This window comes from Paludisphaera rhizosphaerae, assembly GCF_011065895.1.
Classification (GTDB): domain Bacteria; phylum Planctomycetota; class Planctomycetia; order Isosphaerales; family Isosphaeraceae; genus Paludisphaera; species Paludisphaera rhizosphaerae.
Map to the genome: position 1 here is coordinate 43489 of NZ_JAALCR010000007.1, position 26609 is coordinate 70097.

The window sequence follows — 26609 nt, forward strand, 5'->3', positions numbered from 1 at the left end:
CCCGTCGCCGGCGCAACCGAGAGGATCAAGAGTCGATGCGTAAGCCGCGATTGATGACCCCGGGCCCCGCGATGGTCCCGGAAGACGTTCTGCTCGAACTGGCCCGCCCGGTCATCCACCATCGTTCCGACGAGGCCAAGCAGGTCATCGTCGAGGTCGCCGAGGGTCTCAAGGAAGTCTTCCAGACCCAGAACGACGTCATGATCCTGACGTCTTCCGGTACGGGCGCCATGGAAGCGGCGGTCGTCAACGTGGTTCCCCCCGGCGGCAAGGCGCTCATTCTCAACGCCGGCCACTTCGCCGCTCGTTGGGGCGCCATCTGCAAGGCCTTCGGCATCAACGCCGTGATGATCGACACCGAGTGGGGCAAGCCGGTCGACCCTGATCAGGTCGCCGAGGCCCTCAAGCAGCACCCCGACGCCGTGGCCGTCTTCGGCACGCTGTCGGAGACCTCCACCGGCACCGGCCACCCCGTCGAGGCCATCGGCCGCGTGGTCGCCAAGACCGACGCCGTCTTCGTCGTCGACGGCATCTCGGGCGTCGGCGCCATGGAATGCCGCCCGGACGACTGGGGGATCGACGTCCTCTGCGCCGGCTCCCAGAAGGCCCTGATGCTTCCTCCCGGCCTGGCGTTCATCTCCGTCAGCCCCAAGGCCTGGGCCAAGATCGACGCCTTCGAGTCGCACAGCTACTACTTCAGCCTGAAGGCCGCTCGGAGCAAGGCGAAGGAATCCGACACGCCTTACACCCCGGCCCACACGCTCATCCTGGCCCTCCGCACGGCCCTGCGGCGGATCAAGGACGAGGGCGTCGAGAACGTCTGGAAGCGCCACAAGCTGATGAGCGAGGCCTGCCAGGCCGGCGTTCAGGCGCTCGGGCTGGAGCTGTTCAGCGCTCGTCCGGCCGAAGGCTTGACCGCCTTCCGCGTCCCCGACGGCCTGAAGGACTCGCAGATCCGCGGCAAGATGGCCGACCGCTTCGGCGTCCAGACCGTCGGCGGCCAGGCCAAGCTCAAGGGCAAGATCGTCCGGATCGGCCACATGGGCTACACCGACGAGCTTGACGTGATCTCCGCCCTCGCCGCCCTGGAGATGACCCTGTCCGAACTCGGCTTCGACTTCGAGCCCGGCAAGGCCGTCACCGCCGCCCAGCAGGTCTTCCTCGGCAAGACCGCCGACGCTTTGGCCTGAGCCGAGTTCCGACCGGCCTTCCCGCGCGAACGGGAAGGCCGGCCGCGGACCGAGGCCGACGCGTATCGTCCCTTCTCCCCCCGGGAGAAGGTGCCGCGCAGCGGCGGATGAGGGTCGCCGCGCTTCGCGATCGCTTCGGCGAATTCGCGTCCGCCATGCCCTCCGAAATCCGACGACCCTCACCCGGCCCAGTGGGCCGCCCTCTCCCGGCGGGAGAGGGGACGTGAGGGCTTGTCCCACTGTCCGGTTGTATTCGACCCCAATCGAACGAACTCCCAACCGCCTCTCCCGACATCCCGGAGCATCCCGTGGCGTACCGCGTGCTCGTGACCGACAAGCTCTCCGAAGAAGGCCTGGCCCTCCTCCGCGCCGAGAAGGACGTCGAGGTCGTCGTCGACACCAAGCTGGCCAAGGATCCGAAGGCGCTGAAGGAAGCGCTGAAGGACGCCGACGGGATCGCCATCCGCTCCGGCACCACGCTCACGGCCGAGGTCCTGGAAGGCCAGACCCGGCTCAAGGCGATCGTCCGCGCCGGCGTTGGCGTCGACAACATCGACGTGCCCGCCGCCACCAAGCAGGGCATCGTCGTGATGAACACGCCGGGGGGGAACACGATCTCCACGGCCGAGCAGACGATGGCCCTGATGCTGGCCCTCTCGCGCAACACCCCCAGGGCCGACGCCAGCCTGAAGGCCGGCAAGTGGGACCGCAACGCCCTGACCGGCGTGCAGCTTGAGGGCAAGACGCTGGGCGTCGTCGGCCTCGGCCGCGTCGGCCTGGCGGTCGCCCAGCGGGCGCTCGGGTTCGAGATGAAGGTGCTGGGTTATGACCCGCTCCTCTCCGCTGAGAAGGCCCAGGAGCACGGCGTCGAGTTCGTCCCCAAGCTGGACGACCTCTGGCCCCAGTGCGACTACATCACCCTGCACACGCCGCTGACGCCCGAGACCCGCCACGTGGTCTCCGCCAAGGCGATCGCCTCGATGAAGCCGAACGTCCGGATCATCAACTGCGCCCGCGGCGGCCTGATCGACGACGCCGCCCTGCTGGAGGCGCTGAATTCGGGCAAGGTCGCGGGCGTCGCGGTCGACGTCTTCGAGACCGAGCCGCCGCCGGCCGACGAACCGATCGTCGCCCACCCGAAGTCGGTCGTCACGCCCCACCTCGGCGCCTCCACCGAGGAAGCCCAGGTGAACGTGGCCATTGAGGCCGCCCATCTCCTCTGCGACTACCTGATCCGCGGCCAGGTCCGCTGCTCCGTCAACACGCCGACCCTCGACCGGGCCGAGATGCAGGCTCTCCGCGGCCACCTCGACCTGGCCTGGCGGCTGGGTTTGCTGCACTCCCAGATGGACCGGGGCGCGATCAGCAAGGCCGTCCTCACCTACCGCGGCGAGGCTGCGCTCAAGAACACCAAGCTTCTCACCGCCTGCTTCGCCGCAGGCCTGATGGAAGGCTCGCTGGATCAGAACGTCAACCTCGTCAACGCCCTGCCGTTCGCTCGCGAGCGCGGGCTGGTCATCGAGGAAAAGTCCGTCGAGGCCCCCGGCGACTTCGGCACCCTGATCCAGGCCGACGTGACGACCGACAAGAAGACGTACACCGCCTCCGGCACGCTCTTCGGCAAGGAGTACCTGCGGCTGGTCCGGCTGGGCTCGTTCCAACTGGACGCCCACTTCGACGGCCCGCTGCTGATCTTCACCCACAACGACCGCCCCGGCCTGATCGGCTTCCTGGGGACGACGCTGGGCGACCTCGGCGTGAACATCGCCCAGATGAACGTCGGCCGCGAGAAGCCCGGCGGCGAGGCCATCGGCGTCGTCAACCTCGACGGCGTCCCCAGCCAGGAAGCCCTCGACGCCATCGCCAAGCACCAGGACATCCTCAGCGTCCGCCTCGTCAAGCTCCCCGCCCAGGGCGTGCTGCCGAGCTGGCTGGGCTCCTGAAGTCCCATGCGGAGGCCGACGCAAACCTGCGCGACGGCCTCCGCATTCTCCCCCGCTCTCCGACCAGCGAGGCGGCTATGAAGACGCTCGGCAAGCGGTCGATCTCCATCGCTCGGGCGATGCTGATCGTTGCAGGGGTTGCCATGGTCGCGGCCTCGCCCCGCTTCTTGGTCGACGCCTTCAGGTTTGTATCCGACACCACGGTTTATGCGCCCGGATATACCGAGGCCGGCTTTGAATCCGTTCGGCTCGGGATGAAACGGGCCGAAGTCCTCTCACGGCTAGGCCCGCCTCTAAAGACTCGACGTGAAGCGGGATCCGTCGTCCTCTCGTATTCAGGAACCCGCGTCGACAGCAGCTACTGGATGCGAATCATCGTCATCGGGCCTGACGAGAAGGTCGCCGAGGTCGTCGCCGATTGGTACCAGGACTGATCGCAAGCCCCGCGACGGCGGTACCCATTGCGACGCCGTCCCGTCATTCGCGCCCTTCAACCTCCGCGGCGTATCTTTGGAAGCCGAAGCCCTCTCCCCTTCAATCCGTCACACGAGCGACGAAGGAGGCGGCCAAGCATCTCCCATGAAGTCTGGGTCCTCGACCCGACCTTTGGGCCGCTCGAAATACATCTTGAATTCGGGCCGCAGCCCGTATGTCAGTGATATGGCCGTGTAGACGATTCCGAACATCGTCAGAGCGAAGAGGCCCGAGCCGACGATGTGGCAGGTGTATCCCCATCGCCGCCGGAGTAGCATGCCGACGCTCCCAGCGATCATGGCCCCGGCCATCGTCAGGTAGAGCGACCCGAAGCCCAGACACATCCACATGACCCTCGGCAGGTCGCCGGGGTAGGTATTCGCCGTCCGTCCCACGAGGCGGTTCAATCCCCACGCCCCGCCGCTGGCCTCGTCCGCGCCCAGGGCCAGAATCAAGAGGCTCACCAGCCCAAGGGCGAGCGCCGGGAGAGCCAGGACGAGGTCCGCGACGGCGAAGCCGCGGATCATCCTCTCGCTGACGAACCCGCTCTCTGCGAGAGTCCCCTCCTTGAGGGGGTGAGCGACGGGTGCATCCCAATGCACGTCGACCCGATCGAATCCCGCCGGACGGTTGCTCAGGGCAACACGGGCCACAGCCCGATGCAACCGGCCCTCGTGATCCTCCACGAGGATCGGATGGATGGAATAGCCGCGAGTCACGGCCTTCAGAGTCCAGACGTCGAACGCATCCGCCCGTCGCCATTCGACCACCCGGAGCCCTCGGGTGGCGGCCCAGCGATCAAGGAGCCTGGGAACGCTGTAAGTCTCATGGAGGAGGTAGCCGCACACCGCGAACGGCCAGGCGAGGGCGATGAATCCGAAGAACCACACGGCCCTCTCCGAACCTCGAGGAGATTTCTTTAACCGTCTGAGTTCGCCGGGGCGGGCTCGAATCAAGAGACGGGCCCGCCCCGTGGGTCCTCGAAATCGTCACTTCAGCGACACGGTCACCGTCTTGTGCTCGGTGTAGTTTTCCAGGGCCTTGAAGCCCAGCTCGCGGCCGATGCCGCTGGCCTTGAAGCCGCCGAAGGGGGCGGCGGCGTCGAAGACGTCGTAGCAGTTGATCCAGACGGTGCCGGCCCGCAGGCGGTCGGCCAGGGAGTGGGCCTTGCCGATGTCGCGCGACCAGACGGCGGCGGCGAGGCCGTAGTCGGTCGTGTTGGCCCGCTGGACGACTTCCTCAACGTCCTTGAACTTCAGCACCTGCATGACGGGGCCGAAGATCTCGTCGGTGGCGATGGCCATGTGGTCCTTCACGTCGGCGAAGACGGTGGGCTTGATGAAGTAGCCCTTGTCGCCGGCGCGCTCGCCGCCCGTGACGCACCTGGCGCCCTGCTCCTTCCCCTTGGCGATGTAGCCGAGGATCTTGTTGAACTGGTCCTCGTCGATCTGCGGGCCCTGGTCGGTGTCGGCCGCGAACGGGTCGCCGACCTTCCGCTTCTCGGTGGCCGCGGCGAGCTTGTCCACCATCTTGTCGTAGATCTTGTCCTGGACCAGCAGGCGGCTGCCGGCGCAGCAGCACTGGCCCTGGTTGAGGAAGAGGCCGAGCATGGCGCCGTCGACGGCCGCGTCAAGGTCGGCGTCGGCGAAGACGATGTTGGGGCTCTTGCCGCCGAGTTCCAGCGTCACCCGCTTCAGGGTCTTGGCCGCGTCCCGCATGATGATCTTGCCGACCTCGGTCGAGCCGGTGAACGCGATCTTGTCGACGTCCTTGTGGGCGACCAGCGGCGCTCCGGCGGGCTCGCCGAAGCCGGTGACGAGGTTGATGACGCCGGCCGGGAAGCCGGCCTCCATCGCCAGTTCGCCCATGCGGAGGGCGGTCAGCGGCGTCTGCTCGGCCGGCTTCATGACGATGGTGCAGCCGGCGGCCAGCGCGGGGCCCCACTTCCAGGCGACCATCAGCATCGGGAAGTTCCAGGGGATGATCTGGCCGACCACTCCCACGGGCTCTCGCTTGCTGTAACAGAAGTAGTCGCCGCGGATGGGGATGGTGTCGCCGGTGATCTTGTCGGCCCAGCCGGCGTAGTAGCGGATGCAGTCGACGACCAGCGGCAGGTCGCCGTTGCGGGCTTCCTTCAGCGGCTTACCGTTGTCCAGGGATTCCAGCGCCGCGAGGTCGTCGATGTTGGCCTCGATCAGGTCGGCCAGCTTGTACATCAGCTTGCCGCGGTCGCGGGCGTCCATCTTCGACCAGGGCCCGGAGTCGAACGCCTTGCGAGCCGCCTTGACCGCCAGGTCGATGTCGGCGGCGGTCCCCTCGGCGACCTGGGCGATCTCCTTCTCCGTGGCGGGATTGATCGTCGCGAACGTCCTCCCCTCGACGGCGTCGCGGAACTTGCCGTCGATCAGGAGCTTGGTCTGGTAAGAAGCGGCGGGCTTGTCCTTGCGAGCCTTGGTGGCGGTGGCCATGCGCACGTCCTTTCCGGTGTCGCCGAGACGAGGGCGGAGGAGAGATGGGACGCGACCCGCATCTCCACGCGGGCGGTCCGTTCTTACCCTCATCTTAGGGGGGGCCGGACGAGTGATTCAAGGACGCGGCAGTTCCTCGTCGAACCGGAGGTGCGAACTCATGCCGGTTCGACGAGCCGGGGCACATGAACTCGGACATCACCATCGTTGCCGAAATGGAATTCGACCCCGTGCCGCCAGAGATCGAAGAAGGGTTGGAACGGCTCCTCGATCGTCGAAGCGTCTCGGTATAAGGGCCAGAGCACGAAATGCCGCAAGTTGACGTCGGCAAATGACTGGAACGCCTCCTCCAACGCCAAAATTGGGCTCTCGCGAGGCGAGAGCGCCCCCATGTAGCTCTTGATGGCCGTATGGATGATGAACTCAAGATCCTCTTGGCCCTGCCCCCAAGGTTCGACCCTTTGGATGATCTCCACTCTCGGTAGTGGTTCGAGGACCGCGACTGGACCATCGAGGCCGCGAATTTGGGCCATGAGTTTGACGTTCAGGAGATGGCCGAGAACGAGTTCGACCGCATATGACGCGGTGATCGGGGATGGATCGAAGACGTTGAAATACGCGTCGTACTCATCATAGTCCGGGGGCCATCCCTCGGCCGCTGCACGATAGACCGACAGGAGCCGAGGGACGATCTCGTCCCCCGCCTCGACCCCCGCGAGGACTTCCATCAGTCCGACTCCGTCCGGTCGAAATCGCTGAAAGAAGTCGACGAGATCCCCTGGTCTCCATGGCCGTCGCGGATCGAGGCCCGCGACGGCCCTGCACCGAGCCAGGAAGGATTCATACTCGGGCACTCGTCATCCTCACCACGCCTCGATCGGCCCCGAAGGCACCGGCACGTGGGCCTCGAAGTGCCCGGGGAGCGGGCCCCAGGGGCCTTCGGCGCGGACTTCGGCGACGACGCGGTCGAAGACTTCGCTGGATCGGAGGTTGATCAGTTCCAGATAGTATTTCTTGGGCATGCGGGTGAAGTGGTAGTACCACTTGAGGATCTTGCGGAACTGCAGGCAGGCGAAGTGCTCGCCGCGGCGGTCGAGCAGGCCGTGGAAGTGGATGCTCATGAAGTCGAGCCGCTCGTCGAAGCTCGGGTCGGGGCCGGGCTCGCCGGTGCGGACCCAGTGGTCGAGCTGGCGGAAGAAGAACGGGTTGGCCAGCGAGCCGCGGCCGATCGACACCGCGGCGCAGCCGGTCTCTTCCATCATCGAAGCCGCGTCGGCGATCGACCGCACGTCGCCGTTGGCCACGATGGGCATGGAGTCGACGGCGTCGACCACCGCCTTGATCCCCGAGCGGTTGACCTGGCCCGAGAACCCCTGCTCACGCGTCCGGCCGTGGATGATCACCGCGGCGACGCCGATCTGCTCGAAGGCTCGCGCCAGGGCCGGCGCCGTCAGCGATTCGTCGTCCCAGCCCAGCCGCATCTTGACCGTCACCGGCACGCCGGCCGCTTTCACCACAGCCTCGACCAGTTCGGTCGCACGATCCGCCTGGCACATCAGCGCCGAGCCGCCGCCGATGCGGACGACCTTGCGGACGGGGCACCCCATGTTGATGTCGACGATCGACGCCCCGTGCGCCGCGACGTGGCGAGCGGCCTGCTCCATCTCGGAAGCGACCTGGCCGTAGATCTGGATCGAGAGCGGCTTGTCCGCCGGGCAGGTCTCGGAAAGCTCCAGGGCGCGGCGGCGATGCTCGATGAGCGACCGGGCGTTGACGAGGTCGGTCGTCGCCAGGCCGAGGCCGCCCAGCTCGCGCACGGCGAGCCGGTAGGCCAGGCTCGTGTACCCGGCCAGCGGGGCGAGGAAGAACCGCGAAGGGATCGCCACGCCCCCAATCGCGAACGGCTCGCGGGCGATCGGCGGGACCGGCGGGTACAATGGTTCGGCGGGGCTCAACGATCGGCTCCGGGGCTGCGGAACGGCGTACAGCATTCAACGGCCTTCCCCTCTGGAGGGGGAAGGTGGCCCGAAGGGCCGGATGAGGGGGATGACCGGCGTCGCGCTCGAAGCAGGCATCGGATGTGAGTCCGACGGCGGTCGTCCCCCTCATCTGACCGCTGCGCGGTCTGTCTTCCCCCTCCAGGGGGGAAGACGAAGGTCGGTTCCCACTTTTGATCACCATGACATCATACGAAAACGACGCCCGCCGCTCGACCCAGGTTCGCCGCGTCCGGGGTGCGGACGGTTCCGACGCCGAGTTCGATCTCCTGACGACCGAGGACGGCCTCGCCCTGCTGGCCGAGGTCCAGACCGTGAAATCGCCCGGCCCGGCCGACGTGACCCGTTGGCGGAAGCGGCACGCGCCGGAGGTCGTCGCAGCGGCGTTGCGGCTGGCGGAAGCCCGGCGCAAGGGGGCGGTCAAGTATTCCCGGAGCGATCGGATGTGGCTCGACCCGGTGGGCGTCGAGCAGGCGACGGCGGAGATCGTGGCCGAGCACAAGGCCCGGCGGTTTCAGGCCGACGTGGTGGTCGACCTTTGCTCCGGGATCGGCGGCGACGCGGTCGCGCTGGCGGCCCGGTCGAACGTCCTGGCCGTCGACCGCGATCGGGGGATGGCCCGCCGCGTCGCCTGGAACGCGGACGCCTACGACCGCGGCGGCCGCGTCCTCCCCTGCCAGTCGACGGCCGAGGCGTTCCCCATCCCCGCCGGCGCCTGGGTCCACATCGACCCCGACCGCCGCACCTCCGGCAAGGGCCGCGCCGTGGCCGCCGAGGGCTACGTCCCGGGGCCGGAGTTCCTCCATCAACTGATCCGCACAGCCCCCGCCGGCGCGATCAAGCTCGGCCCGGCCAGCGACTTCGCCGGATTCGTCGCCAACCTCCCCTGCGAGGTCGAGATCATCAGCCTGGACGGCGAGGCCAAGGAGGCCACCGTCTGGTTCGGCGCGGCAGCCACCGCATCCCGACGCGCCACCAAACTGCCCGAGGCCGTCACCTGGACCGATCGCATGGGTGAGCCGTCGGCGAACGACTTCCCGGCCGTCGCCCCGGCCGTCGGCCGCTGGCTGTACGACCCGGACCCCGCCCTCTCGCGGTCGGGCCTGCTCGACTCGTTCGCCAGAGCCCACGGCCTGGGCCGGATCGCCGCCGACCTCCCCTACCTCACGGCCGACGTCTTCCTCGCCACGCCCTGGCTCGAAGCCTTCGAGGTGCTGGAGGTCCACCCGCTCGACCTCAAAAAGCTCCGCCGCCAGATCGACGCCTCATCCCTCGGCCCCGTCCAGGTCAAGCACAAGACGACCGACCTGAAGCCCGAAGCCCTCCGCCCCCTGCTCCGCCCCAAAGGCGACGCCCCCGCCGTCCTCTTTCTCACCGGAGGAGCCGGCCCCGGCCGGGCGTTCGTCACGCGGCGTCCTGGGATCACCCCGACACGCTGATTCCCCAGCACCAGTCCCAGGGCTCGCCAAGGTCGTCGTAAGGCCAAAGGTCGCCCATGGATTTGCGGAGTTGGACGATGTGCCGCGGGGCCCTGCTCGAGTCGCGAAGGTGGAGGAGCGGGAATCGAGGAGGATCGAGGGGCCAGGCGCGGCGGCAGAGGTCTAGCAGGGCGGGGACGCCGGGGACGGCCTCGGCGCGTGCGATCAGGTCGCGGTAGGTCCAGGGGTACGGGTAGCCCTGTCCGCTCAGGGAGACCGCCAGCCAGCCGATCTGGAACGGCCCGTCGCTTGCAATTTCGCAACACTCGATCGGCCCGGCCGTCAGCGACCAGCCAAGGTTGAAGCCAAGTTGCTGGTCGTTCTCCTCCGACGGCTCGCGCCAAAGCGCCTCGTAAACCGGCCGCGTGGGATCTCCCAGGCTCACCCAGGCACGATAAATCGGTTTCGCGGGCAAGGCGTCGAGGGCGTCGGCCAGGCGGGCGAGGTCGGGGATGCCGCTGTCCTCGGCGTCGTACTCGATTTCACGCCAGGTCGAGATGCAGCCCCTGGTGCCTGGGACCGGCTCGTCCCAGGCCGTCGGTCGGCTGTCCTGGGCCACCGACTTGCCGAACTTGATTTTGAAGGACAGGAAGTCCGGTTCCGACAGCCCCAGCGCGGCGAATTCTCGCACGAAGCCGGCGAGCTTCGCGGCCGTCAAATCCCGGGGCGGCTGGGGGCGGTAGAGCAGGAGCGAGGTTTGAAATGACATCGTCGTCGATGGATAACCTGAGTACCACCTCGATCCCATAACGGCCTTCCCCCCTCGCGGGGGAAGGTGGCCGCGAAGCGGCCGGATGAGGGGGGGATCGGCGTCGCTGTAAGGTCCAACCGACGGACGCGAGTCCGACGGCGATCATCCCCCTCATCTGACCGCTGCGCGGTCTGTCTTCCCCCGCGAGGGGGGAAGACGTTCGTTCGGGAACTCTGGGAGTCCGCCCCTCAGAAGTCCTCGGGGTTGGATTCCTTGCTAGGCGTCTCGACGGGGTCGTCGAAGCTGGGGAACGCCGGCGGGGCGTCGCTCGAGTCGTCGAAGCTGGGGAACGGCGGCGGGCCGTCCTCGTCGAAGCGATGGGAGAAGCCGTTCGACTTGGCGACGGGCGGCTCGTCCGACGGTTCAGGCTCGGGCGGAGCCTCGGGCTCAAAAGGGGCGGGACGGCTCTCGAACTTCGCCTTGATTCCCGCGGCCCACTCGGGGTCCGGGATGCTGTAGGGGCGGAACTTCTCGACGCGGTTCTCTTCCTCGCTGTAGAAGAGCGCCCGGTTCTCGCCGAGCTTGCCGGCGGCCGGCGAGTCGATCACCGTGCTGGAGTCGTTGGCGCTCATCTGGAAGAGGACCCGCAGCTCGAACTCGCGGAGGGCGTTGCGGTCGAACATGCGGTTCATGTTGTTGACGCTGTCGATCCAGACGATCGTGTGGATGTTGTACGTCGGCCCGTCGCGGAGGATCTCGCCGAACTGCTTGCCCGGCGACGGCGCCTTCTCCTCGCCGAAGCTGCTGCCGCCGAAGCCGAAGTCGTCGTCGGCCTTCTTGAGGTCGCGGAACCGCTGGAGGTCGTAGATCATCAGGTAGACGGGCGCCTGATTCTCGACGTCGTCGGTGTTGTTGCGGCGGCGATCCAGCTCGCGGGCGACCTGATTGATCGAGGTCGCCATGTTGCGCTGGGTGACGTTGGTCACGTTGTGCGGCAGCCACTCCTTGATCTGGCCGAGCTTGCCGGCGAGCCAGGAGTCGACGGGCGAGCCATCCAGCATGTAGAACTTGATCCCCGTCCGCTGCTTGGGCGGGTGCTGGGCGGCGATCCCCACGGCCGCCATCATCATCATCGCCAGCGCGGCCTCGCCGTTCTGGCCGATGATGAGCAGGTTGGAGCCCGACTGGGGCCGGAAGACGGCGACGGTCGGGTCCTTGATGGCGATCGCGTCGCCGAGCCAGGCCTGCTCGTACCGGGGCGATTCGGCGGGCCACTCGGTCGCGTCCAGAAGCTTGTTGAGCAGCGGGTTCTTGTGGATGTCGGCCGGCAGGTTGCCTTCGAACACGATCGGCGTGGCGGCGGGCCGGTTCTGGGCCTTGGCCAGGTCGAGCATGTTCTGGAGGTACTCGACGCGGCGCTTGTCCGTGAGCCAGACGACCTGGAACAGGTTGTTGCCCTCGGGCATGCCGTTGGCGTCGTTGTAGATCGCCTCGCCGGGGCGGGTCAGCAGCCGGGCCGCGCTGTTGTCCTCGCTGAGGATCAGGTGGGCGTCGGCCTCGGAGCATTGCAGGGCGATGCGGATGGCCATCTGGCCGAGCGTCGCCCGGCCGACCGAGTAGGCGCCGCCGAGCGTCTGTGAGCCGAGGATGACGTGGACGCCGAAGGCACGACCCTGGCGGACCAGACGGTCGAGGAGCAGCGAGACCTCCTGGGCGATCTTGTCGTCCTCGACGAAGAACTCCTGGAACTCGTCAACCACCAGCAGGATGCGCGGCATGACCATGTCGGGCTTCGCCTCGCGGAAGCCCTTCAGGTCCTGGGCGCCGTAGTCGCGGTACAGGTCGCCGCGATACTTCAGCTCAGCGTCCAGCCGCTGGAGCACGCTGAGGCCGAACTCGCGCTCGGACTCGACGGCGATGACCTTGGCGTGGGGCAGCTCCTTCTCGGCGTAGACCTTGAATTCAACGCCCTTCTTGAAGTCGATCAGGTACAGCTCAAGCTGGTCCGGGCCGTACCGCAGCGCCGCGTTGACGATCAGGGCGTGCAGCAGGGTCGACTTACCTGAACCCGTCTTGCCGGCGACCAGGGCGTGCTGCGAGGTTCCGCGTCCCAGCAGGAGCGGCTGGTACTTGGTGGCCCCGGCGCGGCCGAGGGGGACCTCCATGATCTTACCGCTGTCCCAGGTCCAGAACTGCTCGGGCTTGGGGGCGATCCAGTCGAAGGGGACCTCGACCTTGTTGGCGTTCTTGGACGCCTCGCCCATGAAGTGCATGAGCTTGCTGTAGTAGCCCGGATCGGGGATCGAGTCGAGCTGGAGCGGGAAGCGGCCGAAGTGGTCGTCGCGCCAGCCGAGCTTGCCGTCGCGCCAGCTCAGGTTGATGCAGTTCGATTCCAGGTCCTTAAGCTGGAGCCCGGCCGGCATCGAGAGCTTGGTGTCGACCGAGATCAACGCATACACGCCGCAGCGGGCGCCGCTGGAGACGATGCTCAGCAACCGTCGCGCGGCGGTCTCGTTGAAGTTCGACGGGAAGTTGGCGACCACGAGGATCCGGAACGGCTCGGCGACCTCGCCGGCGTGCTGGTTGTACTCCTCGATCGACTCGAACTCGTTGCGGAGGTACTTCTGGATGACGTTCTCCATGTGCGCGGAGAGGTCTTCCAACTGCTGGTCGAAGTCGCGGGCCTCGGTCCAGATCCGCTTGGTGACCAGCAGCTCCTGGTAGTCGGCCAGGTGCATGAAGGCGGCGAAGTTCTCGCCCAGACCGATGGGGTCGAAGATGGTGAACCGGACCTTGCCCGGCGGGATCGAGGTCAGGAACCGGAGCATCATGCTCTGGAGCAGTTTGTTGGCCTCGGCGCGGCCGGCTTCGCCGGTCTTGATCAGGACCGAGCTCTGGGTGGGGAACGGCAGGAACGCGGGGAAGTCGAACTCGGTCGGCCCGGCGTTCTTGAGGCGGTCGTCGGTGGGACGGCCGTGGGGGAAGTCGGCCAGCTCGAACTTGAAGCGGCCGAAGGGCATGGCCGGCGGGACTTCCTCCGGGGGCTTCCAGCCGTCGATCTCTTCCTTGCCGTCCCATTCGAGGAACCGCCGGGCGGATTCCGAATTCACGTCGCTGTTGATCGCCCCGACGTGCGCCAGGCCGTCGGTCCAGCTCTTGATGAGGTCGGCCCAGGCGGTCTCGTAGGCGGTCTTGGTCGCCCCCTTCTCGGATTGGATCCGATCGGTCAGGGCCTTGGTCTCCTGCTCGTGCTTTTCCTTGCGGGCCTGGATCTTGGGCGGGTAGTGGGAGTCCGCCTTCTTGAGGTCCTCGTCGCGCTTGGACTTGAGGCCGGCCAGCCGGGCGGGGTAGACGGAGTCGGCCTCTTCGAGGGCCTTCCGCATCTTCGTCTCGGCGTCGCCGACGCGGACCTTCATCTTGTCCTCGGCGAGCTTGTAGTTCTCCTCGCGCTTCTCGTCGGCCTGCTTCTGGCGGTCCTCGGTGTCGGTCTTGATCCAGTCCTTCGTCTCCTCGGCGAGGCGCACGCCTTCCTCAAGGTGGGCCTTGAGCGGGTGGTAGATCCCCGAGACGGCCGGCTCGGCCTTCTTCTTGAGCACCACGAAGGCGGCGGCGCCCGAGGCGATGGCCGCAATGACCCCCGCGACGGCCCCGATCACCGGGCCGAGGACGAACGCCAGGCCGCCGCCGACCGCCGCGCCCAGGAAGAGCCAGGGCCAGATGAAGTTGGAGATCCGCAGGAAGTTGGGGAGCTTGAGCGTCTCCAGCCCGTGCAGCTCCTCGTCGATCTTGCGGATGACCTCCTGGAGCAGGTCGAGCTTGTTCGGCGGGCCCTTGGGCTCGGGGGGGGCCAGCAGCTCAGCGCCGTCGGCCTCCGGCGTCTCGGGGGCCTCGGGAGGGCGGACGTCGGTGGTGGGGGGAACCTCGAACGCCGGGCCGGCGAGCTTGGCGTTGCGGGCCAGGACGACCTCGGCGATGTCCCGCAGGTGCTCCAGGTCGCGGGAGGAGGCGGCCAGGCCCTCGTCCAGAACCTTGCGGCGCTTCACCGTGTTGTCGCGGGCGGCCTCGTACATGGCCAGCGACTGCCATCGGGATTCGTCGCTGGTCTTCTTGGCCTTGGCCCGCTCCGACTTGAACTGGGCCTCGATCTTCTGCTTGACCTGGCCGTATTCGGCCTCGACGGCCTGGGTGTCGGCCTGGGCCTTGCGGACGATGGCGGCCTTCACCTTGTCGTATTCGGCCTGGAGGGCCTCGCTCTCCGCCTTGTACCGCACGGCCAGTTCTTGCTGCGCCTGGCGGTGCTCCTGGTCCTCGCGGTCGCGACGGCGCTTGAAGGTCTGCTCGATCTCGGTCTCGAGCTTGGCCCGGCGGGCGATCAGCCCTTCCAGGTCGGTCAGCGCCTCGACTTCTTTCTGGATCAGCGGTGACTCGGGCATGTTCGCGATTTCCGGGGTCAGGGGGCGGTGCGGGAGGGATCAGGCAAGGCGGGAATCAGGTCGGACCTCGCGGCCGGGGCCGCTCAGTTCTCTTCCATCGCCTTGCGGATCTTGGCGAGCGACTCGGAGAGCTTGTCCATGCCGACCATGGTCCTCTTCACCAGGCTGTCAACCGGCGCGATGTGGTTCTTCTCATAGTCCAGGGCGACCTGGTCGGCCCAGGAGTCCCTGGTGACGTCCCACTTCTCGCGGAGGTCTCTAAGGGCGTGCTGAAGGCGGGCGGAGTGGCTGCTCATGGTCGGACGCCTCCTCTTCTCTCTACTTAACTATTAGCGATCATCGTGAGCGGTCGGGCGAAGCGTGCGGGCGAGATTCGATTCAACTCAACGATCGGCGGCGGCCTCGGCGGGCTAGGTTCCGGCCGGAGCCGCCGGGGCCCCGCCGGCGGGCGCGGCGGGGCCGGCGCTCGAGGTCACGCCGTCGGCCGAGCGGGCGGAGCTGCCGGCGGGGGCGTCGCGAGCGGTCGTCGGGGCCTGGAGCGCCAGATATTCTTCCAGGGAGCGGACCATCTTCTCCAGCGTCCCCAGCGACTTCTCGAAGCCGCCCGAGAGGTGGTCGCCCAGCGGCGAGGAGCACGACTTGTAGTCGGCGATCTCGTGGTGCAGGAACGGGATCAGCTTCTTGACGAGCTGCACCTTCTCCTCGGCCACGCGGAGCTTCTGCATGGCGATGCGGACGGCCTCTTTCTGCTCGGTGTCGGAGATCGAGCTATTGCCCTTGGCGGCGATCTGCCGCTTGGCCAGCTCGGACCGGGCGTTCATGAGGGCTTCCTGCCGCCGCTTCACCTGCATCTGCCAGTAGCCGAGCTGGTCGCGCTCCAGCCAGTCGCGCATCCGGCGAAGCTCCATGTCGACCCCCGACAGCGCGCCGCGGGCCTCCTCGACGAACTGGATCATCGAGGCCTTGAAGTCCCTCAGGGCTTGGACCGACAGAACTCTCGCGTCCTGGCTCATGGTGCTGGATCCTGCTCGGCTGGACGGGACGGTGGACAAGGTCGAATTCGGGCGGCGGGTGGCATGGCCACACGAGCGTGGCCATGAACCGGCGTGGGACGACTGCTCGACCATCGCCGATCACACGCCCACGACCAGCGTGGGCATGGCGTTCTTCAGCCGCAGGCGATGGTCGAGAAGTCTCGAATCCGGACGATCAGCGCTGCTGGAGGTATTCCTCGAGCCGTTCCGCTTTGCGGAGCAAGAACGGGATGTGCTGATTGGTGACGTCGACGAACCGCTTGACGGTGGTGAGGGTCGAGTCGAACTCCTCCACGAACTTGGCGTGCTCGCGGTCGCGCCACGTCTGCCCCAGCGCGGAGACCTGTCCGTGGATGGCCGAGAGTTGGTTCAGGAGGTCGTTGTTGAACTGCTTCAACCGCGCGGCGAAGCGGCGGATCTCCTCGGGATTTGCAATGGCTTGGGCCATACCGTGACCTCGTTTCGTTGCGGCCAGGGGTTCGTGGAGTTCGTCGGACGGGGGCCGACGACGCGGCGGAGCGCGTCGCGTCGCCTGAGATTTGTCGTCTCTTATGGTATACGGGCTGTTACGAGCCTGTAAAGCCTCGCCCCATCTCCGCGCCACCCATCCATCACGGGCGATGCCGGGACGCGACGGGGTCCGCCGTCGCGTCCCTCCGAGAATCCCATCCCCGCCCCCGGGAATGTGATAGATTCCCGTAGACGGATCGTCCGAACGGAGTCGATCCCCTCGACCATGGAGGTCCTCGTCGTGAAACGCCGCCTCATCGTCGCGGCCCTGCTAGCCGTCACATCCGGATGCTCGATGATCCGGCGGATCGACGACACGTTGCTGCAGCTGCGCACAGCCAACACGCTGCTCGCCGCGACCAACCAGCAGATCGCCGAGACCAACCAGAAGGTCGACGCCGCCAATCAGGCGATCCTGACCGCGAACGAGCAGGTCCGCGAGGCCAACCGGATCGTCGCCAAGGCCAACGAGCAGGTCCTCGCCGCCAACGAGATCGTCGGCCGCGCCAACGTCCTGGTCGATCGGACCAACGGGACCGTCGAAAACTCCAACAAGCTCGTCGAGCGGACCAACGCCAACGTTGAGAACTCCAACCGGCTGATCGTCCAGTCCAACGGCAACGTCGAGACTTCGAACAAACTGGTTCAGCAGACGATCACGAACGTCGAGACGTCCAACCGGCTCATCACCCAGATGGGCGGCAACCTGGAGACGTCCAACAAGCTCGTCGAGCAGACCAACGCCACGGTCGGCAACTCGAACAAGCTCATCGAGCAGTCCAACACGCTGGTCGGCACGGCCAACGGCTCGATCGAACGCTCGACGAACACGGTCAGCGAGGCGGCCAAGAAGATGGACGTCATCGATCAGATCATGCGGAAGATCCCCGGTATGAAGCCCTGACCGCGACGACCTCACCCCGCTCGCTGGTCAAGAAACTGGATCGTCGCCGAGTTTGATCGATACGGCCGGCCGGCTCTTGCCGCGAGTAATCGCCCCCAGGAAGCCGGCGAAGGCGACCAGCAGCATCGCGGTGACCAACGTCGCGATCAGGCCGCCGAGCAAGGTGTTCGCAGTGCCGCCGAGTAGTGGATCGAAGCTGTGGCCCAATCCCAATTCCGCGGCCGCCCCCAATCCCATCGCGCCGGCCATCATGTGGAAGATCGGCAGGAACTGGAGGATGGCGACGACCCATCCACCGCGCACGACGGCGCGCACCTCGTCGCGGGCGGTGAGGCAAGCTCGATAGCCGATCCAGTACACGGCGATAACGCCGAGCACCAATCCTACATGGCCAAGATTCTGCGTGGAGATGAACCCGAGGAAAAGCGGGACGGGCAGATTCAGCGTACATACGATGAACCAGCTTTCCACCGGCGGCGGGTAGACCTCGGGCCTCCCGTCCTTCAGGGCGGCCTACCGCTTGCTGAGATACGCGGCGAAGGGGTTGTCGAAATCAGGGTCGGCGGACGCAGACATTTGGGCTCACCTCATACGTCACGATAAAGGTCCCGCAACGTGACCGGCCTTCCCGATCTTCAGCGGCGGGCCAAGCGGCCGAAGCCCAGGAGGATCACCCCAAACAACCCGGCAAAGGCAACAAGAATCAAGGCGGTCGCCAACGTCGAGATCAGTCCGCCCAAGAGAGAGTCGATCGAGGGGCGTCCTTCAAGCTGTGCGAGGCCCAGCAGTCCGGCCACGCCGAGGCCCATCCCTCCAGCCAGCATTTGAGGGAGCGGCAGGAGCTGAAGGATGGCGACGACCCAGCCGCCGTCGATGATCACGCCTGTCCGTTCTGGGGCGACGAAGCACACGAAACTCCCCACCGCGAAAGCGATCAGCACACCCAGCAACATCCCGACCCTGCCGCCGTTGCTGGAGACAAGGAAACCCAAGACCCCTGGGACGATCAGGTTGGCCGAGGAGACCATGAGCCATTCCATCACCGGCGGGCTCACGGATTGGGTTTCGGCATTCCAACCGATGACCTCATTCTCAACCCTGGCAAATTCGGGATCGCCGCAGTCAGGATCTACCAGGCTGGGCATGGAGCGTTTCTCCCTCGAACCTCGCGCCGATGAACGCCTCACTCCGGCACGCCGCCGCGGAATGAGACGTCGTTCCAGAGGCGGATGACCGGCTCGTCGTGGTCGTGGTCGTAGCCCAGGATGCTGACGGAGGCGGTGGCCAGGGTGAACCGCGCGGCGGCGGCGATCTCCAGGCCGATCCAGCGCACGGCCAGGCTGCGGATGAAGTGGGCGTGCGAGAAGACCGCGACGTCCTCGCGGGCCTCGCGCAGACGGGCGACGACGCGGTCGGCCCGCGCGGTCGCCTTCTCGACCGAATCGCCCCCGGGGCAGCCGTCGCGGAAGATCGCCCAGCCGGGACGCTGGGCGCGGATCTCGGCGGTCGTCAAACCCTCATAGTCGCCGTAGCGGAACTCGACGAGGTCCGGGACCACCTCCGCCCCCTCGCCGAAGCCGGACAACACGCACGTCCGAAAGGCTCGCTGGAGGGGGCTGGTGAGCACCTGGCAGAACTTCCACCCGTTCAGCCCCTGCCCCAGCCGACGCGCGTCCGCCTCGCCGACCTCCGTCAGCGGGATGTCCGTCATGCTCGTATGCCGCCTCGTGGCCGACCACTCGGTCTCGCCATGACGCACCAGGAAAATCCGCGGCAACTTCGATCCCATCATGCCTCCTTCGGTATCGGTTCGGACGCTCCCCAACCCCCCACGCGACGTACCAGGAAAGCGACGGCGCGGCCGACGAGCCCAAGCATCCAGGCCAGGGCAATCAGCAGAGCCGCCGTGATGATCGTCGCCAGAAAGCCGCCGGACACAGTCCCAATCGTCGGATTTGAATCCTCGGCCAATCCCAGGGCTTTGACGATCTCGACCCCGACCGAACCGGCCGCGATCTGGAGCAAGGGAAAGAACTGGACGACGGCGACGATCCACCCGCCGTGAACCACCGTCCGAACCACCTGGGGAACGATATGAGCCGCATACCAGCCGAGCCCCAACACGGCGGCGATCCCCAGCGCCATCCCGACGAGGCCTGCGTTGAATGTGAGCAACAACCCGAGACCACCCGGGACGAGCATATTGACGAGAGCGACGCCCAGCCAGGTCCACGCCAACGTCGTTCCCGAAGATGGCGCAAGCGGCTTGTCGACGATCGGCTCGGCAAAATCAGGGTCAGATCGCATGAGGGTCTCGATCCACGGCCCCGGATGAGATCAGAAGTCGGAGAACTGGTCGATCGGGATGACCTTGTCGGGAAACCGCGCCACGATCTCCAGTTCGCCCCCCATCGCCTCGACGTACTTACGGAGGGTGCTGATGTAGACGTCGGTGCGATGTTCGATCTTGGAGACGGCCGACGGCTTGACCTTCAATCGCGCGGCGACCTCCTCCTGGGAGCGCCGCCGAGCCTCTCGCAGCCGCTGAAGATCGTGTTCTTCAGCCTTCATCTCGTCGGCTCGGCGACGAACCTGTTCCTGCACCTGGGGTGTGAGGCCGTCGATGAAATCGCGTGCTCGGATCGCCATGGGCCGCCCTGCAACTCGATGATAACGGCCGTGATTTCCAGTTAATTCCAAGCTCCGGCGCTTGAAACCACGCCCAACAATCAGGGTCGAAGAGAACCTCCCACATCGGTCCCCCTCACGGAATTATACTCGGACGTAGAACTGTCGGCGTCCCCGGCCTCCGTCGACGGGACGTAGGTTGGGCTCATACGCCGCTTCGCGGCTGACCATTCGGTCTGAGGGCAGCGAGAACCTGCCGCTCGTGCTTGAAGACGACATCCCGATTCGGCGAGCCCCCCGCCGGCGCTTCGGCCTCGAGGGCGAGCGGGTCCGGATGGATCGCCGTCGCATGCCGATCTCGCAACCCTTCAATCCTTCAGCGCCCGGTCGAGGAACTCGAAGAGGGCCTTGGTGGCGGGGTCGCCGGGGACGCCGAGATCGGCGTTGATCTTGTTGTGGTGGGTCTCGCCGGCCCCGAACGCCGAGGCCTGGACGCCCGCCGCTTTGAGCACGTTCGCCAGGTGTTGCGCCTGTACGGTGGTGTCGGGGTTGCCGGCGACGTAGAGAATCAGGAACGGCGGCAGTCCCTTTCCCGAGGCGACGTGCGTCACGGCGGAGAACTCGCGATGCTTCGCCGGGTCGTTGCCGAACTTCTCGCGGTGGCCGAAGGTCGGCAGCGGCAGCCCGTGCACGCGACGCCGGGTCTCGTTGGTCTCGATGATGGCGGGCACGTCGTAGGTGTCGCCGTCGACGGGCACGCAGCCCTTGAGCGCGGCCGGCGAGACGCCCTCATCCTTCAGGTAGCGCTGGTCGGTGCAGATCAGGGCGGCGAGTTGGGCCCCGGCGGAGTGTCCCATGACCAGGATGCGGTCCGGGTCGCCCCCGTACTCGGCGGCGTGGTCCTTGATCCAATGGACGGCCTTGGCGACGTCGCGGACGATGGTCTCCATGTCGACCTTCGGCAGGAGCCGGTAGTTCGCGGCGACGAAGACGAACCCCTTCTCCACGAAGACCCGAGGCTTCACCTGGACGTCCGACTTGTCCCCCGTCACCCACCCGCCGCCGTGGATCCAGAAGACGACGGGTTTCGCCTTCGCCCCCGACGCCCAGTAGACGTCCAGCACCTGGCGATCCTGGTCCCCATATCGAACGTCCTTCGCAACCTCCGGCGCCTGAGCCAAAGTCGCGAGCATGAGCAGGGCCGAACCGAGCATGGGCTGAGTCCTCAAATCGCGGAGTCGCCTGTCGAATCGAAAGGTTGGATTTCATCCCTGAAGCCGACGCGGTTCAAGGAAATTCGGCTGGCCATTACGACGAGCACGGAGGCCGCCCGCCAGGATCTGGTACGCGACGCGCCGGGCGACCTGCCATCACGCCTCCTCTGGTGTCGGTTCTATCGCCGGCCGCGCTCTCATCCCGCAAGCATTTCAACAGGAAGCACGGGGCCGATCGGAGGCTTCGCGACGATGCACCCGCCGTAGATCACCGTCCGAATCACCTCGGAGACGACGATGTCCACTTACGGTCTGAGTCCTGGAGCACGGCGGCGGTCGCTGGCGGCATCCCGCCCCCGTCCGGATTGATCCGCAGGAAAACACATCATAAGTGGATTCGACAGGATTCTGCTCACGGATTCCTTGGTGGATGGGATCTCTCAAGGAGAGCGGCTTCGTGAGGTCCCATGAGCCGCAAATCGAGTAATCGGCTCGTCACGGCGAACATAGCGGAGGCCGACAGGCCGAACATCAGGACGCCGTTCGCTGCTTCGAGCGGGCCGAGCAAGCGCCAGCCTGCCGCCATCACGATGTCGCCGTACCCGAGGGTCGTGAAGTTCACGGCGGAGTGATAGAAGGCGGTCGCGAAATCCGGCAACGCCCCGCAAAGCACGAAGGCGAGGGCCCATTCGCCGACCTGCATCAAGAGGGCGACGAGAAGGATGACCATGACCCCCGCCGAGACGCTGACATTGCGCCAGAAGCTCCGTCCGGCATAGCCGACGCTGAGGAGCCATGCCACGAACCGGACGGTCACGGCGATGGCGATCGCCTGAATCACGATCGAGCCCGGGAGGACGACCAATGCGACGAGAGCCGAGGAAAGCATGGGTAATCCCCGACCAGCAGCTAGACAGAGAGCGTCAGTGATAGATCGATCCGCGGGGCGCCGTCGTGGCAACTCCCAGGCTCCAGGGCCTGGGCGAGGTTTGCGCCTTATTTATCATGAACGTCCCAACACGAACTTCAACATCCCTTCCATGTCGTTCGACGTGGCGTCGGGCTTGGCGTCCAGCTCTTCCATGGGGAGGTTGAAGCGGTTCACCCAGTAGGTGGTGTAGCCGAAGCGTTTGGCTCCCCAGGCGTCCCAGCCGCCGAACGCGGTGAAGAGGATTTCGTCCTTGGCGAGGTGCAGGTGCTCCATCCCCAGGGCGTAGGCGCGGGGGTCGGGCTTGTAGGTGCCGTTGACCTCGGTGCTGAGGAGTTCGTCGAAGAGGTCGGCGATCCCCGCGTTCTCGGCGTTGGCCTTCAGCATCTTCGTGCTGAAGTTGGAGACCGTGATGATGCGGATTCCGGCCGCCCGGAGCTTGCGGAGCGCGTCGGCGGCGTCGGGCCAGGGTTCCATGTGCAGGTAGGCGTCCAGCAGGTTCGAGCGTTTCTCGGGGGTCAGGTCGAGCTTCATCGACTCGGCCGTGTAGACGAGAGCGTCCTCGGTGACCTTGGCGAAGTCGGCATGGCCGCCGACGATCGATCGCAGGAAGCAGTAATCGAACTGCTTCGCGCGCCAGGTCTTCGTGAACTCGCCCCCCTTGCCCGGGAACGCCTTCTCCACGGCCGGGACCACCGAGTTCGCGTTGAAGATCACGAAGTAATCAAACGCCACCGCCTTGAACCGAGGCGTCGATTCCTGAGCGTCCCCCCGACCGCACCAGACGACGAGCAAGGCGGCCAGAAATGGTCTCCGGAGCATCAGCATGGTCATCTCCCCCATGGCGGCATCGATTCGCGTCGGTCGAGTCTCCGCCCGACCGTCCGCCGAGGATACTCCATGGCCATGAGGCTGCGCGTGAATTTCGTCCGACCCCGCTCCAGAATCACCTCCCATGCTCATACTTCTAGGTGAGGGGCCCTGCACGCCCCCCGCTCTTTGATAAGCCGACGGTTGGAGATGGGCCGCCCACACCAGCCCCTGCCGGAAGCCGTTTCTGGATCGAGAGTTGGAAACTGGTGCCATGACCACGCTTGCGTGGCGATGCGATGGGCGACGGTCGCACGGCCGCCCTCGCCGGTTCATGGCCACGCAAGCGTGGCCATGGCACCCAGAGCCGTCCTTCGGCGGTGGTATTGAGGGAAGAGTGTCGGAAAAGAGCGCGAACGAAGCCAAGCCGCCAGACACACAACATCCTTAACAACAAGGACTTCAAACCAACCCGACGATTGGCTTCGATTGAAACCGGAGCCGATCTGGGATTGCTGTTCGGCACGACTTGCGTGGGGTCCCAGCGGAGGCGTTTGCCCCCCTTCTCCGAGACCCAAACCCGAACCAATTATCGGGGGCGGCCCATCAAGAACCGGGCTGGGCGAAGGGGTCGTCGGGGAGGTCGGTCAGGGAGAGCCGGCGCTTCCATTCGCGGGCCTGGTCGGGCTTGTTCCAGGCGTCGTAGAGGCGGGTGAGGCGGACGGCGGCCTCGGTGAGGCGGCCTCGCGAGGGGGGTGGGATGGAGGCCTGGCGGATCTTCATCCCCTCGTAGCCGGCGACGACCAGCGGCTCGGCCTCGGCGAATCGGCCCTGGCCCATCAGGGTGCCGCCGAGTTGGCTCGCGGTGTTGAACCGCGACCAGTGGTCGGGGGCGAGCTTGAGCCGGATCGTCAGGCAGTCGCGGAGGACGGCTTCGGCCTCTGACCACCTCTCTTGCATCAAGAGGTTCGACCCGAGTGCGGCCATGGCGGAAGCCAGGGCGACGCGGTCGGTCCCGGCCGCAAGGCTCTGGACGGCCGCCCGCCGCAGGGGTTCGGCCCGGCCCCAGCGTCCGAGGACCTCGTCGACGATCGCCAGTCGGTCGCGGTCGCGGACGACGTCGGGATGCTCGGGGCCCTGGACCGACTCGCGAGCCTTCAGGGCGGCTTCGATCTGGGCGGCGGCCTCCGCCGGACGGCCCAGGCGGAAGGCGGCGGCGGCCAGGGTCTCCCGCGCGGCGATCGTGTCGGGGCTGTCGGGGCCCAGACCGGCCTCGCGGGTGCGGAGCGACTCGCGGAGCATGGCGAGGGCCTCGTCGGCCCGGCCCACTTCCTCGTAAACCCCGGCGAGGAGTTCGCGGTTGGCGATCGTGTCGGAGTGGTCGGGCCCCAGCTTCGCCAGGCGGGCCGCCAGGGCGGCCTCGTACAGCGGGACGGCGTCGGCCGGGCGACCGGCGCGCTGGTAGGCGAAGGCGAGATTGCCTCGACTCCGGATCGTGTCGGGGTGGTCAGCGCCCAGCTTGGCCTCGCGGACCTTGAGCGTGGCCTCGAACAGGGCGACGGCCTCCGCGACGCGGCCAGACTCCAGATAAGCGGCGGCCAGGCTGTTGCGGCCGGCGAGGATCTCCGGGTGGTCGGTTGCGAGCTTCACCTCGCGGGCCTTGAGCGTCGCCTCATGGAGGGCGATCGCCTCGGCGACCCGCCCGGCCTCGTAGTAGGTGACGGCCAGGTTGCTGCGGCTGGCGAGCGTCGAGGGGTGGTCGGGCCCCAGTTTCGCCTCCCTCGCCTTGAGGGTGGCTTCGTGGAGGGCGATGGCCTCGGCGGTCCGGCCGACGGCCTGGTAGGCGGCGGCGAGGTTGTTGCGGCCGGCGAGGACGTCGGGGTGGTCCGGGCCGAGCTTCGCCTCTCGAGCCTTCTCGGTCGCCTCCTGCAAGGCGAGAGCCTCGGCAGTTCGGCCGACGGCGAGGTAGGCGGCGGCCAGGTTGCCGCGGACGGTCAGACTCTCCGGGTCGTCACGACCAAGGGCCGCCTCGCGAAGCTCCAGGGCGCGGGCGTACTGGCGGATCGCGGCCGGGTTCTCGCCCAGGTAGGCGTAGGTCATCCCCAGGGCGTTGCGGACCTCAGCCTCAACGGCCGGCTGGCCCTTGAACGTCTCGGCGATCCTCGGCTCGGCGTCGTCGACGGCCCGACGGATGGTGGCGTCCTTCCCCAGCCCCCCGTTCTGGCCCTCGGGCCGGGCGGCGGCCAGGACGTCGTCCCGGAGGAAGGCCAGGACCGACTCCGCTCGGGCGCGGGCCTGCTCGGCGGCGACCCGCGAGCGCTCCGACTGGACCAACGCGGACTCGGCCAGGCCCCGAGCCTTCGACTCGGCCTCGTTGGCCTTGCGGAGGTCGCTGTTGGCCCGGGACTGCACGGCGGCCACCGCGGCCAGCCCGACCAGCCCGGCGGCGGTCGTCGCGAAGACCGTGGCGACGGCCGTCCGATGCCGACGCGACCAGCGCCTGAGGCGGGCCGTCCAGGGCTCGCTCCAGGCGGTGACCGGCTCGTCGGCCAGCCAGCGTTCGACGTCCTCGGCCAGGGCCAGCGCGGTCGGGTAGCGGTCCTCGGGGCTCTTCGCGAGGGCCCTGAGGCAGACGGCCTCCAGGGGCTTCGGGACGTTCGGGTTGACCGACCGAGGCTCTGGAACGTCGCCGACCCGGGCCCGCATCAGGACCACGTCGACCTTGTCCCCCATGGCCGGGGGCCTGCCGGTCAACAGGTCGTAGAGGATGGCCCCCAGGCCGTAGACGTCCGTCGCCGGGCCGAACGCCGCCACGTCGCCCGACGCCTGCTCCGGGCTCATGTAAGGCGGCGAGCCGATCACCCCGATCGTCGGCGCGAGGTCACAGCCGGAGATCGGCGTCAGGGTCGCCTCGACGACCGCCGGATCGAGCGGGGTCCGTCGGCCGGTGGCCTTGGCCAGGCCCCAGTCGATCAGCAGGGTCTCGCCGAATCGGCCGAGCATGACGTTGTGAGGCTTGAGGTCGCGATGCAACACCCCCTTGCTGTGGGCGAAGGCGATGGCCTGGCAGACGGCGATGAACCGCCCCAGCAGCTTCCGCATCTCCACGGAGTCCGGGTCGGGCCGGGGCGATTCCTTGTGGCGGGCCTCGATCGCCTCTTTGAGGCTGTCCCCCTCCACGAACCGCATGGCGTAGAAGGGGCGGCCGTCCTCGTAACAGCCCAGGCTGTAGATCGGCACGACGCCGGGATGCTCCAGCCCGGCGTTGATCTCGGCTTCCAGCAGGAACCGGTCGCGCATCTCGCCGGCGTCGGCCTTATCGGGGCGGATCTCTTTCAGGGCGACCTCGCGGCCCAGCTCCTCGTCGCGGGCGACGAAGATCCGCCCCAGCCCCCCCTGACGATGGAACCGGACGACCCGAAACCGCCCCCCCGCGCGGGTCGGCGTCTCCGAGACGTGCAGCCCGGTCGCCTCGACGTCACCATCCAGAGTGGCCGGGAAACCCTCAACGGCGGCCAGCCTTGCGTTGAGGTCGCGGTCGCCGAGCTTTCCCAGGGCCGCTTGCAGCCAGTCGACCGGAGGAAGCGCCGCCAGGCTCCGGTCCACGTCCCCTTGATGATGGTCGAGGTGCTCGGCCGCGAGCGCCTCCAGGAGCCGCAAACGCGGCGGCGACAGGGCTCCGGCGTCGAGCAGGAGCCGCCCCAGGGGCCTGGAGCGGTCGGCCACCCAGGCGGCGAAGGCCGCCACGAGAGCGTCGCGGCTGACGAAGTCGTTCTGCAAGGCCAGCAGCCCCAGCAGCAGGTCGCGACCGGCGTCGGCTGGCCCGCTCGTCGAAGCGTTCTCGCCCATCGTCCCTCCTTCGCGTTCAGCCTCGGTCCTCATCTCGCCCACCAGTCGACCATGATAG

The 26609-nt window shown here is 67.2% G+C and carries 23 protein-coding genes; 5 read left to right on the plus strand and 18 right to left on the minus strand.

Features of this window, described 5'->3' with window-relative positions; all coding sequences use genetic code 11:
• Positions 1 to 35 precede the first annotated feature (35 nt).
• From G5C50_RS10600 to G5C50_RS10610, 3 genes are all read left to right on the plus strand, one after another.
• Positions 36 to 1190, plus strand: a complete 1155-nt coding sequence (locus tag G5C50_RS10600) for a pyridoxal-phosphate-dependent aminotransferase family protein (protein ID WP_165068776.1) — start codon at positions 36 to 38, stop codon at positions 1188 to 1190.
• Positions 1191 to 1498: 308 nt separating this feature from the next.
• Positions 1499 to 3133 carry a phosphoglycerate dehydrogenase gene (gene serA / locus G5C50_RS10605; RefSeq protein ID WP_165068778.1) on the plus strand — a complete coding sequence of 545 codons (1635 nt, stop codon included), beginning with the start codon at positions 1499 to 1501 and terminating at the stop codon, positions 3131 to 3133.
• 77 nt (positions 3134 to 3210) lie between these two features.
• Positions 3211 to 3567: a hypothetical protein gene (locus G5C50_RS10610; RefSeq protein WP_165068781.1), complete on the plus strand. Its 357-nt coding sequence runs from the start codon at positions 3211 to 3213 to the stop codon at positions 3565 to 3567.
• Between the two features lie 108 nt (positions 3568 to 3675).
• Here the strand turns inward: G5C50_RS10610 and G5C50_RS10615 are convergent, their stop codons facing one another.
• From G5C50_RS10615 to G5C50_RS10630, 4 genes are all read right to left on the minus strand, one after another.
• Positions 3676 to 4497, minus strand: a complete 822-nt coding sequence (locus tag G5C50_RS10615) for a hypothetical protein (RefSeq protein WP_165068783.1) — start codon at positions 4495 to 4497, stop codon at positions 3676 to 3678.
• Positions 4498 to 4596: 99 nt separating this feature from the next.
• Positions 4597 to 6075 (minus strand): aldehyde dehydrogenase family protein, encoded by a 1479-nt coding sequence (locus G5C50_RS10620; RefSeq protein ID WP_165068786.1) that lies wholly within the window; start codon positions 6073 to 6075, stop codon positions 4597 to 4599.
• A 158-nt stretch (positions 6076 to 6233) separates the two neighbouring features.
• Positions 6234 to 6803, minus strand: coding sequence for a hypothetical protein (locus G5C50_RS10625; protein ID WP_165068789.1), 570 nt, complete (start codon positions 6801 to 6803; stop codon positions 6234 to 6236).
• A gap of 135 nt (positions 6804 to 6938) precedes the next feature.
• Positions 6939 to 8066 carry a tRNA dihydrouridine synthase gene (locus G5C50_RS10630; RefSeq protein ID WP_165068791.1) on the minus strand — a complete coding sequence of 376 codons (1128 nt, stop codon included), beginning with the start codon at positions 8064 to 8066 and terminating at the stop codon, positions 6939 to 6941.
• 188 nt (positions 8067 to 8254) lie between these two features.
• Between G5C50_RS10630 and G5C50_RS10635 the strand changes: the two genes are divergently transcribed.
• The gene (locus G5C50_RS10635; protein ID WP_165068794.1) at positions 8255 to 9511 is read left to right on the plus strand and encodes a class I SAM-dependent methyltransferase; all 1257 of its coding nucleotides are present in this window, start codon (positions 8255 to 8257) and stop codon (positions 9509 to 9511) included.
• On the opposite strand, the gene G5C50_RS10640 is transcribed toward G5C50_RS10635, so the two are convergent.
• The 5 genes from G5C50_RS10640 to G5C50_RS10660 all read right to left on the minus strand — a co-directional run bounded on the left by G5C50_RS10640 (position 9495) and on the right by G5C50_RS10660 (position 16156).
• The gene (locus G5C50_RS10640; protein ID WP_165068796.1) at positions 9495 to 10259 is read right to left on the minus strand and encodes a hypothetical protein; all 765 of its coding nucleotides are present in this window, start codon (positions 10257 to 10259) and stop codon (positions 9495 to 9497) included. The genes G5C50_RS10635 and G5C50_RS10640 overlap by 17 nt on opposite strands.
• A gap of 230 nt (positions 10260 to 10489) precedes the next feature.
• Positions 10490 to 14674 carry an FtsK/SpoIIIE domain-containing protein gene (locus G5C50_RS10645; protein WP_165068799.1) on the minus strand — a complete coding sequence of 1395 codons (4185 nt, stop codon included), beginning with the start codon at positions 14672 to 14674 and terminating at the stop codon, positions 10490 to 10492.
• Positions 14675 to 14757: 83 nt separating this feature from the next.
• Complete coding sequence (locus tag G5C50_RS10650; RefSeq protein WP_165068801.1) at positions 14758 to 14970, minus strand: hypothetical protein; 213 nt, start codon at positions 14968 to 14970, stop codon at positions 14758 to 14760.
• Between the two features lie 114 nt (positions 14971 to 15084).
• Positions 15085 to 15687 (minus strand): hypothetical protein, encoded by a 603-nt coding sequence (locus G5C50_RS10655; RefSeq protein WP_165068804.1) that lies wholly within the window; start codon positions 15685 to 15687, stop codon positions 15085 to 15087.
• A 196-nt stretch (positions 15688 to 15883) separates the two neighbouring features.
• On the minus strand, positions 15884 to 16156 hold the full coding sequence (locus G5C50_RS10660; protein WP_165068806.1) for a WXG100 family type VII secretion target: 273 nt from the start codon (positions 16154 to 16156) through the stop codon (positions 15884 to 15886).
• Between the two features lie 303 nt (positions 16157 to 16459).
• Between G5C50_RS10660 and G5C50_RS10665 the strand changes: the two genes are divergently transcribed.
• Positions 16460 to 17122: a hypothetical protein gene (locus G5C50_RS10665; RefSeq protein ID WP_165068808.1), complete on the plus strand. Its 663-nt coding sequence runs from the start codon at positions 16460 to 16462 to the stop codon at positions 17120 to 17122.
• Between the two features lie 27 nt (positions 17123 to 17149).
• On the opposite strand, the gene G5C50_RS10670 is transcribed toward G5C50_RS10665, so the two are convergent.
• The 9 genes from G5C50_RS10670 to G5C50_RS10710 form a co-directional block, all read right to left on the minus strand.
• Entirely contained in the window at positions 17150 to 17593 is a 444-nt protein-coding gene (locus G5C50_RS10670; RefSeq protein WP_165068810.1) for a hypothetical protein, read from the minus strand.
• Positions 17594 to 17757: 164 nt separating this feature from the next.
• Positions 17758 to 18267, minus strand: coding sequence for a hypothetical protein (locus G5C50_RS10675; protein ID WP_165068812.1), 510 nt, complete (start codon positions 18265 to 18267; stop codon positions 17758 to 17760).
• A gap of 38 nt (positions 18268 to 18305) precedes the next feature.
• The gene (locus G5C50_RS10680) at positions 18306 to 18911 is read right to left on the minus strand and encodes a histidine phosphatase family protein (RefSeq protein ID WP_165068814.1); all 606 of its coding nucleotides are present in this window, start codon (positions 18909 to 18911) and stop codon (positions 18306 to 18308) included.
• Positions 18911 to 19429, minus strand: a complete 519-nt coding sequence (locus tag G5C50_RS10685) for a hypothetical protein (protein ID WP_165068816.1) — start codon at positions 19427 to 19429, stop codon at positions 18911 to 18913. Before G5C50_RS10685 ends, G5C50_RS10680 begins: the two co-directional genes overlap by 1 nt.
• 30 nt (positions 19430 to 19459) lie before the next feature.
• Positions 19460 to 19771, minus strand: a complete 312-nt coding sequence (locus G5C50_RS10690; protein ID WP_165068818.1) for a helix-turn-helix domain-containing protein — start codon at positions 19769 to 19771, stop codon at positions 19460 to 19462.
• Positions 19772 to 20118: 347 nt separating this feature from the next.
• Positions 20119 to 20964 (minus strand): alpha/beta hydrolase, encoded by an 846-nt coding sequence (locus tag G5C50_RS10695; RefSeq protein WP_165068820.1) that lies wholly within the window; start codon positions 20962 to 20964, stop codon positions 20119 to 20121.
• 412 nt (positions 20965 to 21376) lie between these two features.
• Positions 21377 to 21853, minus strand: coding sequence for an ion channel (locus tag G5C50_RS10700; protein WP_165068822.1), 477 nt, complete (start codon positions 21851 to 21853; stop codon positions 21377 to 21379).
• A 114-nt stretch (positions 21854 to 21967) separates the two neighbouring features.
• Positions 21968 to 22720: a haloacid dehalogenase type II gene (locus G5C50_RS10705; protein ID WP_165068824.1), complete on the minus strand. Its 753-nt coding sequence runs from the start codon at positions 22718 to 22720 to the stop codon at positions 21968 to 21970.
• 588 nt (positions 22721 to 23308) lie between these two features.
• On the minus strand, positions 23309 to 26551 hold the full coding sequence (locus G5C50_RS10710; RefSeq protein WP_165068826.1) for a serine/threonine-protein kinase: 3243 nt from the start codon (positions 26549 to 26551) through the stop codon (positions 23309 to 23311).
• Between the last annotated feature and the right edge of the window lie 58 nt (positions 26552 to 26609).

What these genes read in the sequence shown, in the direction of transcription:
- G5C50_RS10600 (WP_165068776.1), top strand. Translation starts at nt 36, where the DNA reads ATGCGTAAGCCGCGATTGATGACCCCGGGCCCCGCGATGGTCCCGGAA.
- G5C50_RS10610 (WP_165068781.1), top strand. Translation starts at nt 3,211, where the DNA reads ATGAAGACGCTCGGCAAGCGGTCGATCTCCATCGCTCGGGCGATGCTG.
- G5C50_RS10620 (WP_165068786.1), bottom strand. Translation starts at nt 6,075, where the DNA reads ATGGCCACCGCCACCAAGGCTCGCAAGGACAAGCCCGCCGCTTCTTAC.
- G5C50_RS10625 (WP_165068789.1), bottom strand. Translation starts at nt 6,803, where the DNA reads ATGGAAGTCCTCGCGGGGGTCGAGGCGGGGGACGAGATCGTCCCTCGG.
- G5C50_RS10630 (WP_165068791.1), bottom strand. Translation starts at nt 8,066, where the DNA reads ATGCTGTACGCCGTTCCGCAGCCCCGGAGCCGATCGTTGAGCCCCGCC.
- G5C50_RS10635 (WP_165068794.1), top strand. Translation starts at nt 8,255, where the DNA reads ATGACATCATACGAAAACGACGCCCGCCGCTCGACCCAGGTTCGCCGC.
- G5C50_RS10640 (WP_165068796.1), bottom strand. Translation starts at nt 10,259, where the DNA reads ATGTCATTTCAAACCTCGCTCCTGCTCTACCGCCCCCAGCCGCCCCGG.
- G5C50_RS10645 (WP_165068799.1), bottom strand. Translation starts at nt 14,674, where the DNA reads ATGCCCGAGTCACCGCTGATCCAGAAAGAAGTCGAGGCGCTGACCGAC.
- G5C50_RS10650 (WP_165068801.1), bottom strand. Translation starts at nt 14,970, where the DNA reads ATGAGCAGCCACTCCGCCCGCCTTCAGCACGCCCTTAGAGACCTCCGC.
- G5C50_RS10655 (WP_165068804.1), bottom strand. Translation starts at nt 15,687, where the DNA reads ATGAGCCAGGACGCGAGAGTTCTGTCGGTCCAAGCCCTGAGGGACTTC.
- G5C50_RS10660 (WP_165068806.1), bottom strand. Translation starts at nt 16,156, where the DNA reads ATGGCCCAAGCCATTGCAAATCCCGAGGAGATCCGCCGCTTCGCCGCG.
- G5C50_RS10675 (WP_165068812.1), bottom strand. Translation starts at nt 18,267, where the DNA reads ATGCCCAGCCTGGTAGATCCTGACTGCGGCGATCCCGAATTTGCCAGG.
- G5C50_RS10680 (WP_165068814.1), bottom strand. Translation starts at nt 18,911, where the DNA reads ATGGGATCGAAGTTGCCGCGGATTTTCCTGGTGCGTCATGGCGAGACC.
- G5C50_RS10685 (WP_165068816.1), bottom strand. Translation starts at nt 19,429, where the DNA reads ATGCGATCTGACCCTGATTTTGCCGAGCCGATCGTCGACAAGCCGCTT.
- G5C50_RS10690 (WP_165068818.1), bottom strand. Translation starts at nt 19,771, where the DNA reads ATGGCGATCCGAGCACGCGATTTCATCGACGGCCTCACACCCCAGGTG.
- G5C50_RS10695 (WP_165068820.1), bottom strand. Translation starts at nt 20,964, where the DNA reads ATGCTCGGTTCGGCCCTGCTCATGCTCGCGACTTTGGCTCAGGCGCCG.
- G5C50_RS10700 (WP_165068822.1), bottom strand. Translation starts at nt 21,853, where the DNA reads ATGCTTTCCTCGGCTCTCGTCGCATTGGTCGTCCTCCCGGGCTCGATC.
- G5C50_RS10705 (WP_165068824.1), bottom strand. Translation starts at nt 22,720, where the DNA reads ATGCTGATGCTCCGGAGACCATTTCTGGCCGCCTTGCTCGTCGTCTGG.
- G5C50_RS10710 (WP_165068826.1), bottom strand. Translation starts at nt 26,551, where the DNA reads ATGGGCGAGAACGCTTCGACGAGCGGGCCAGCCGACGCCGGTCGCGAC.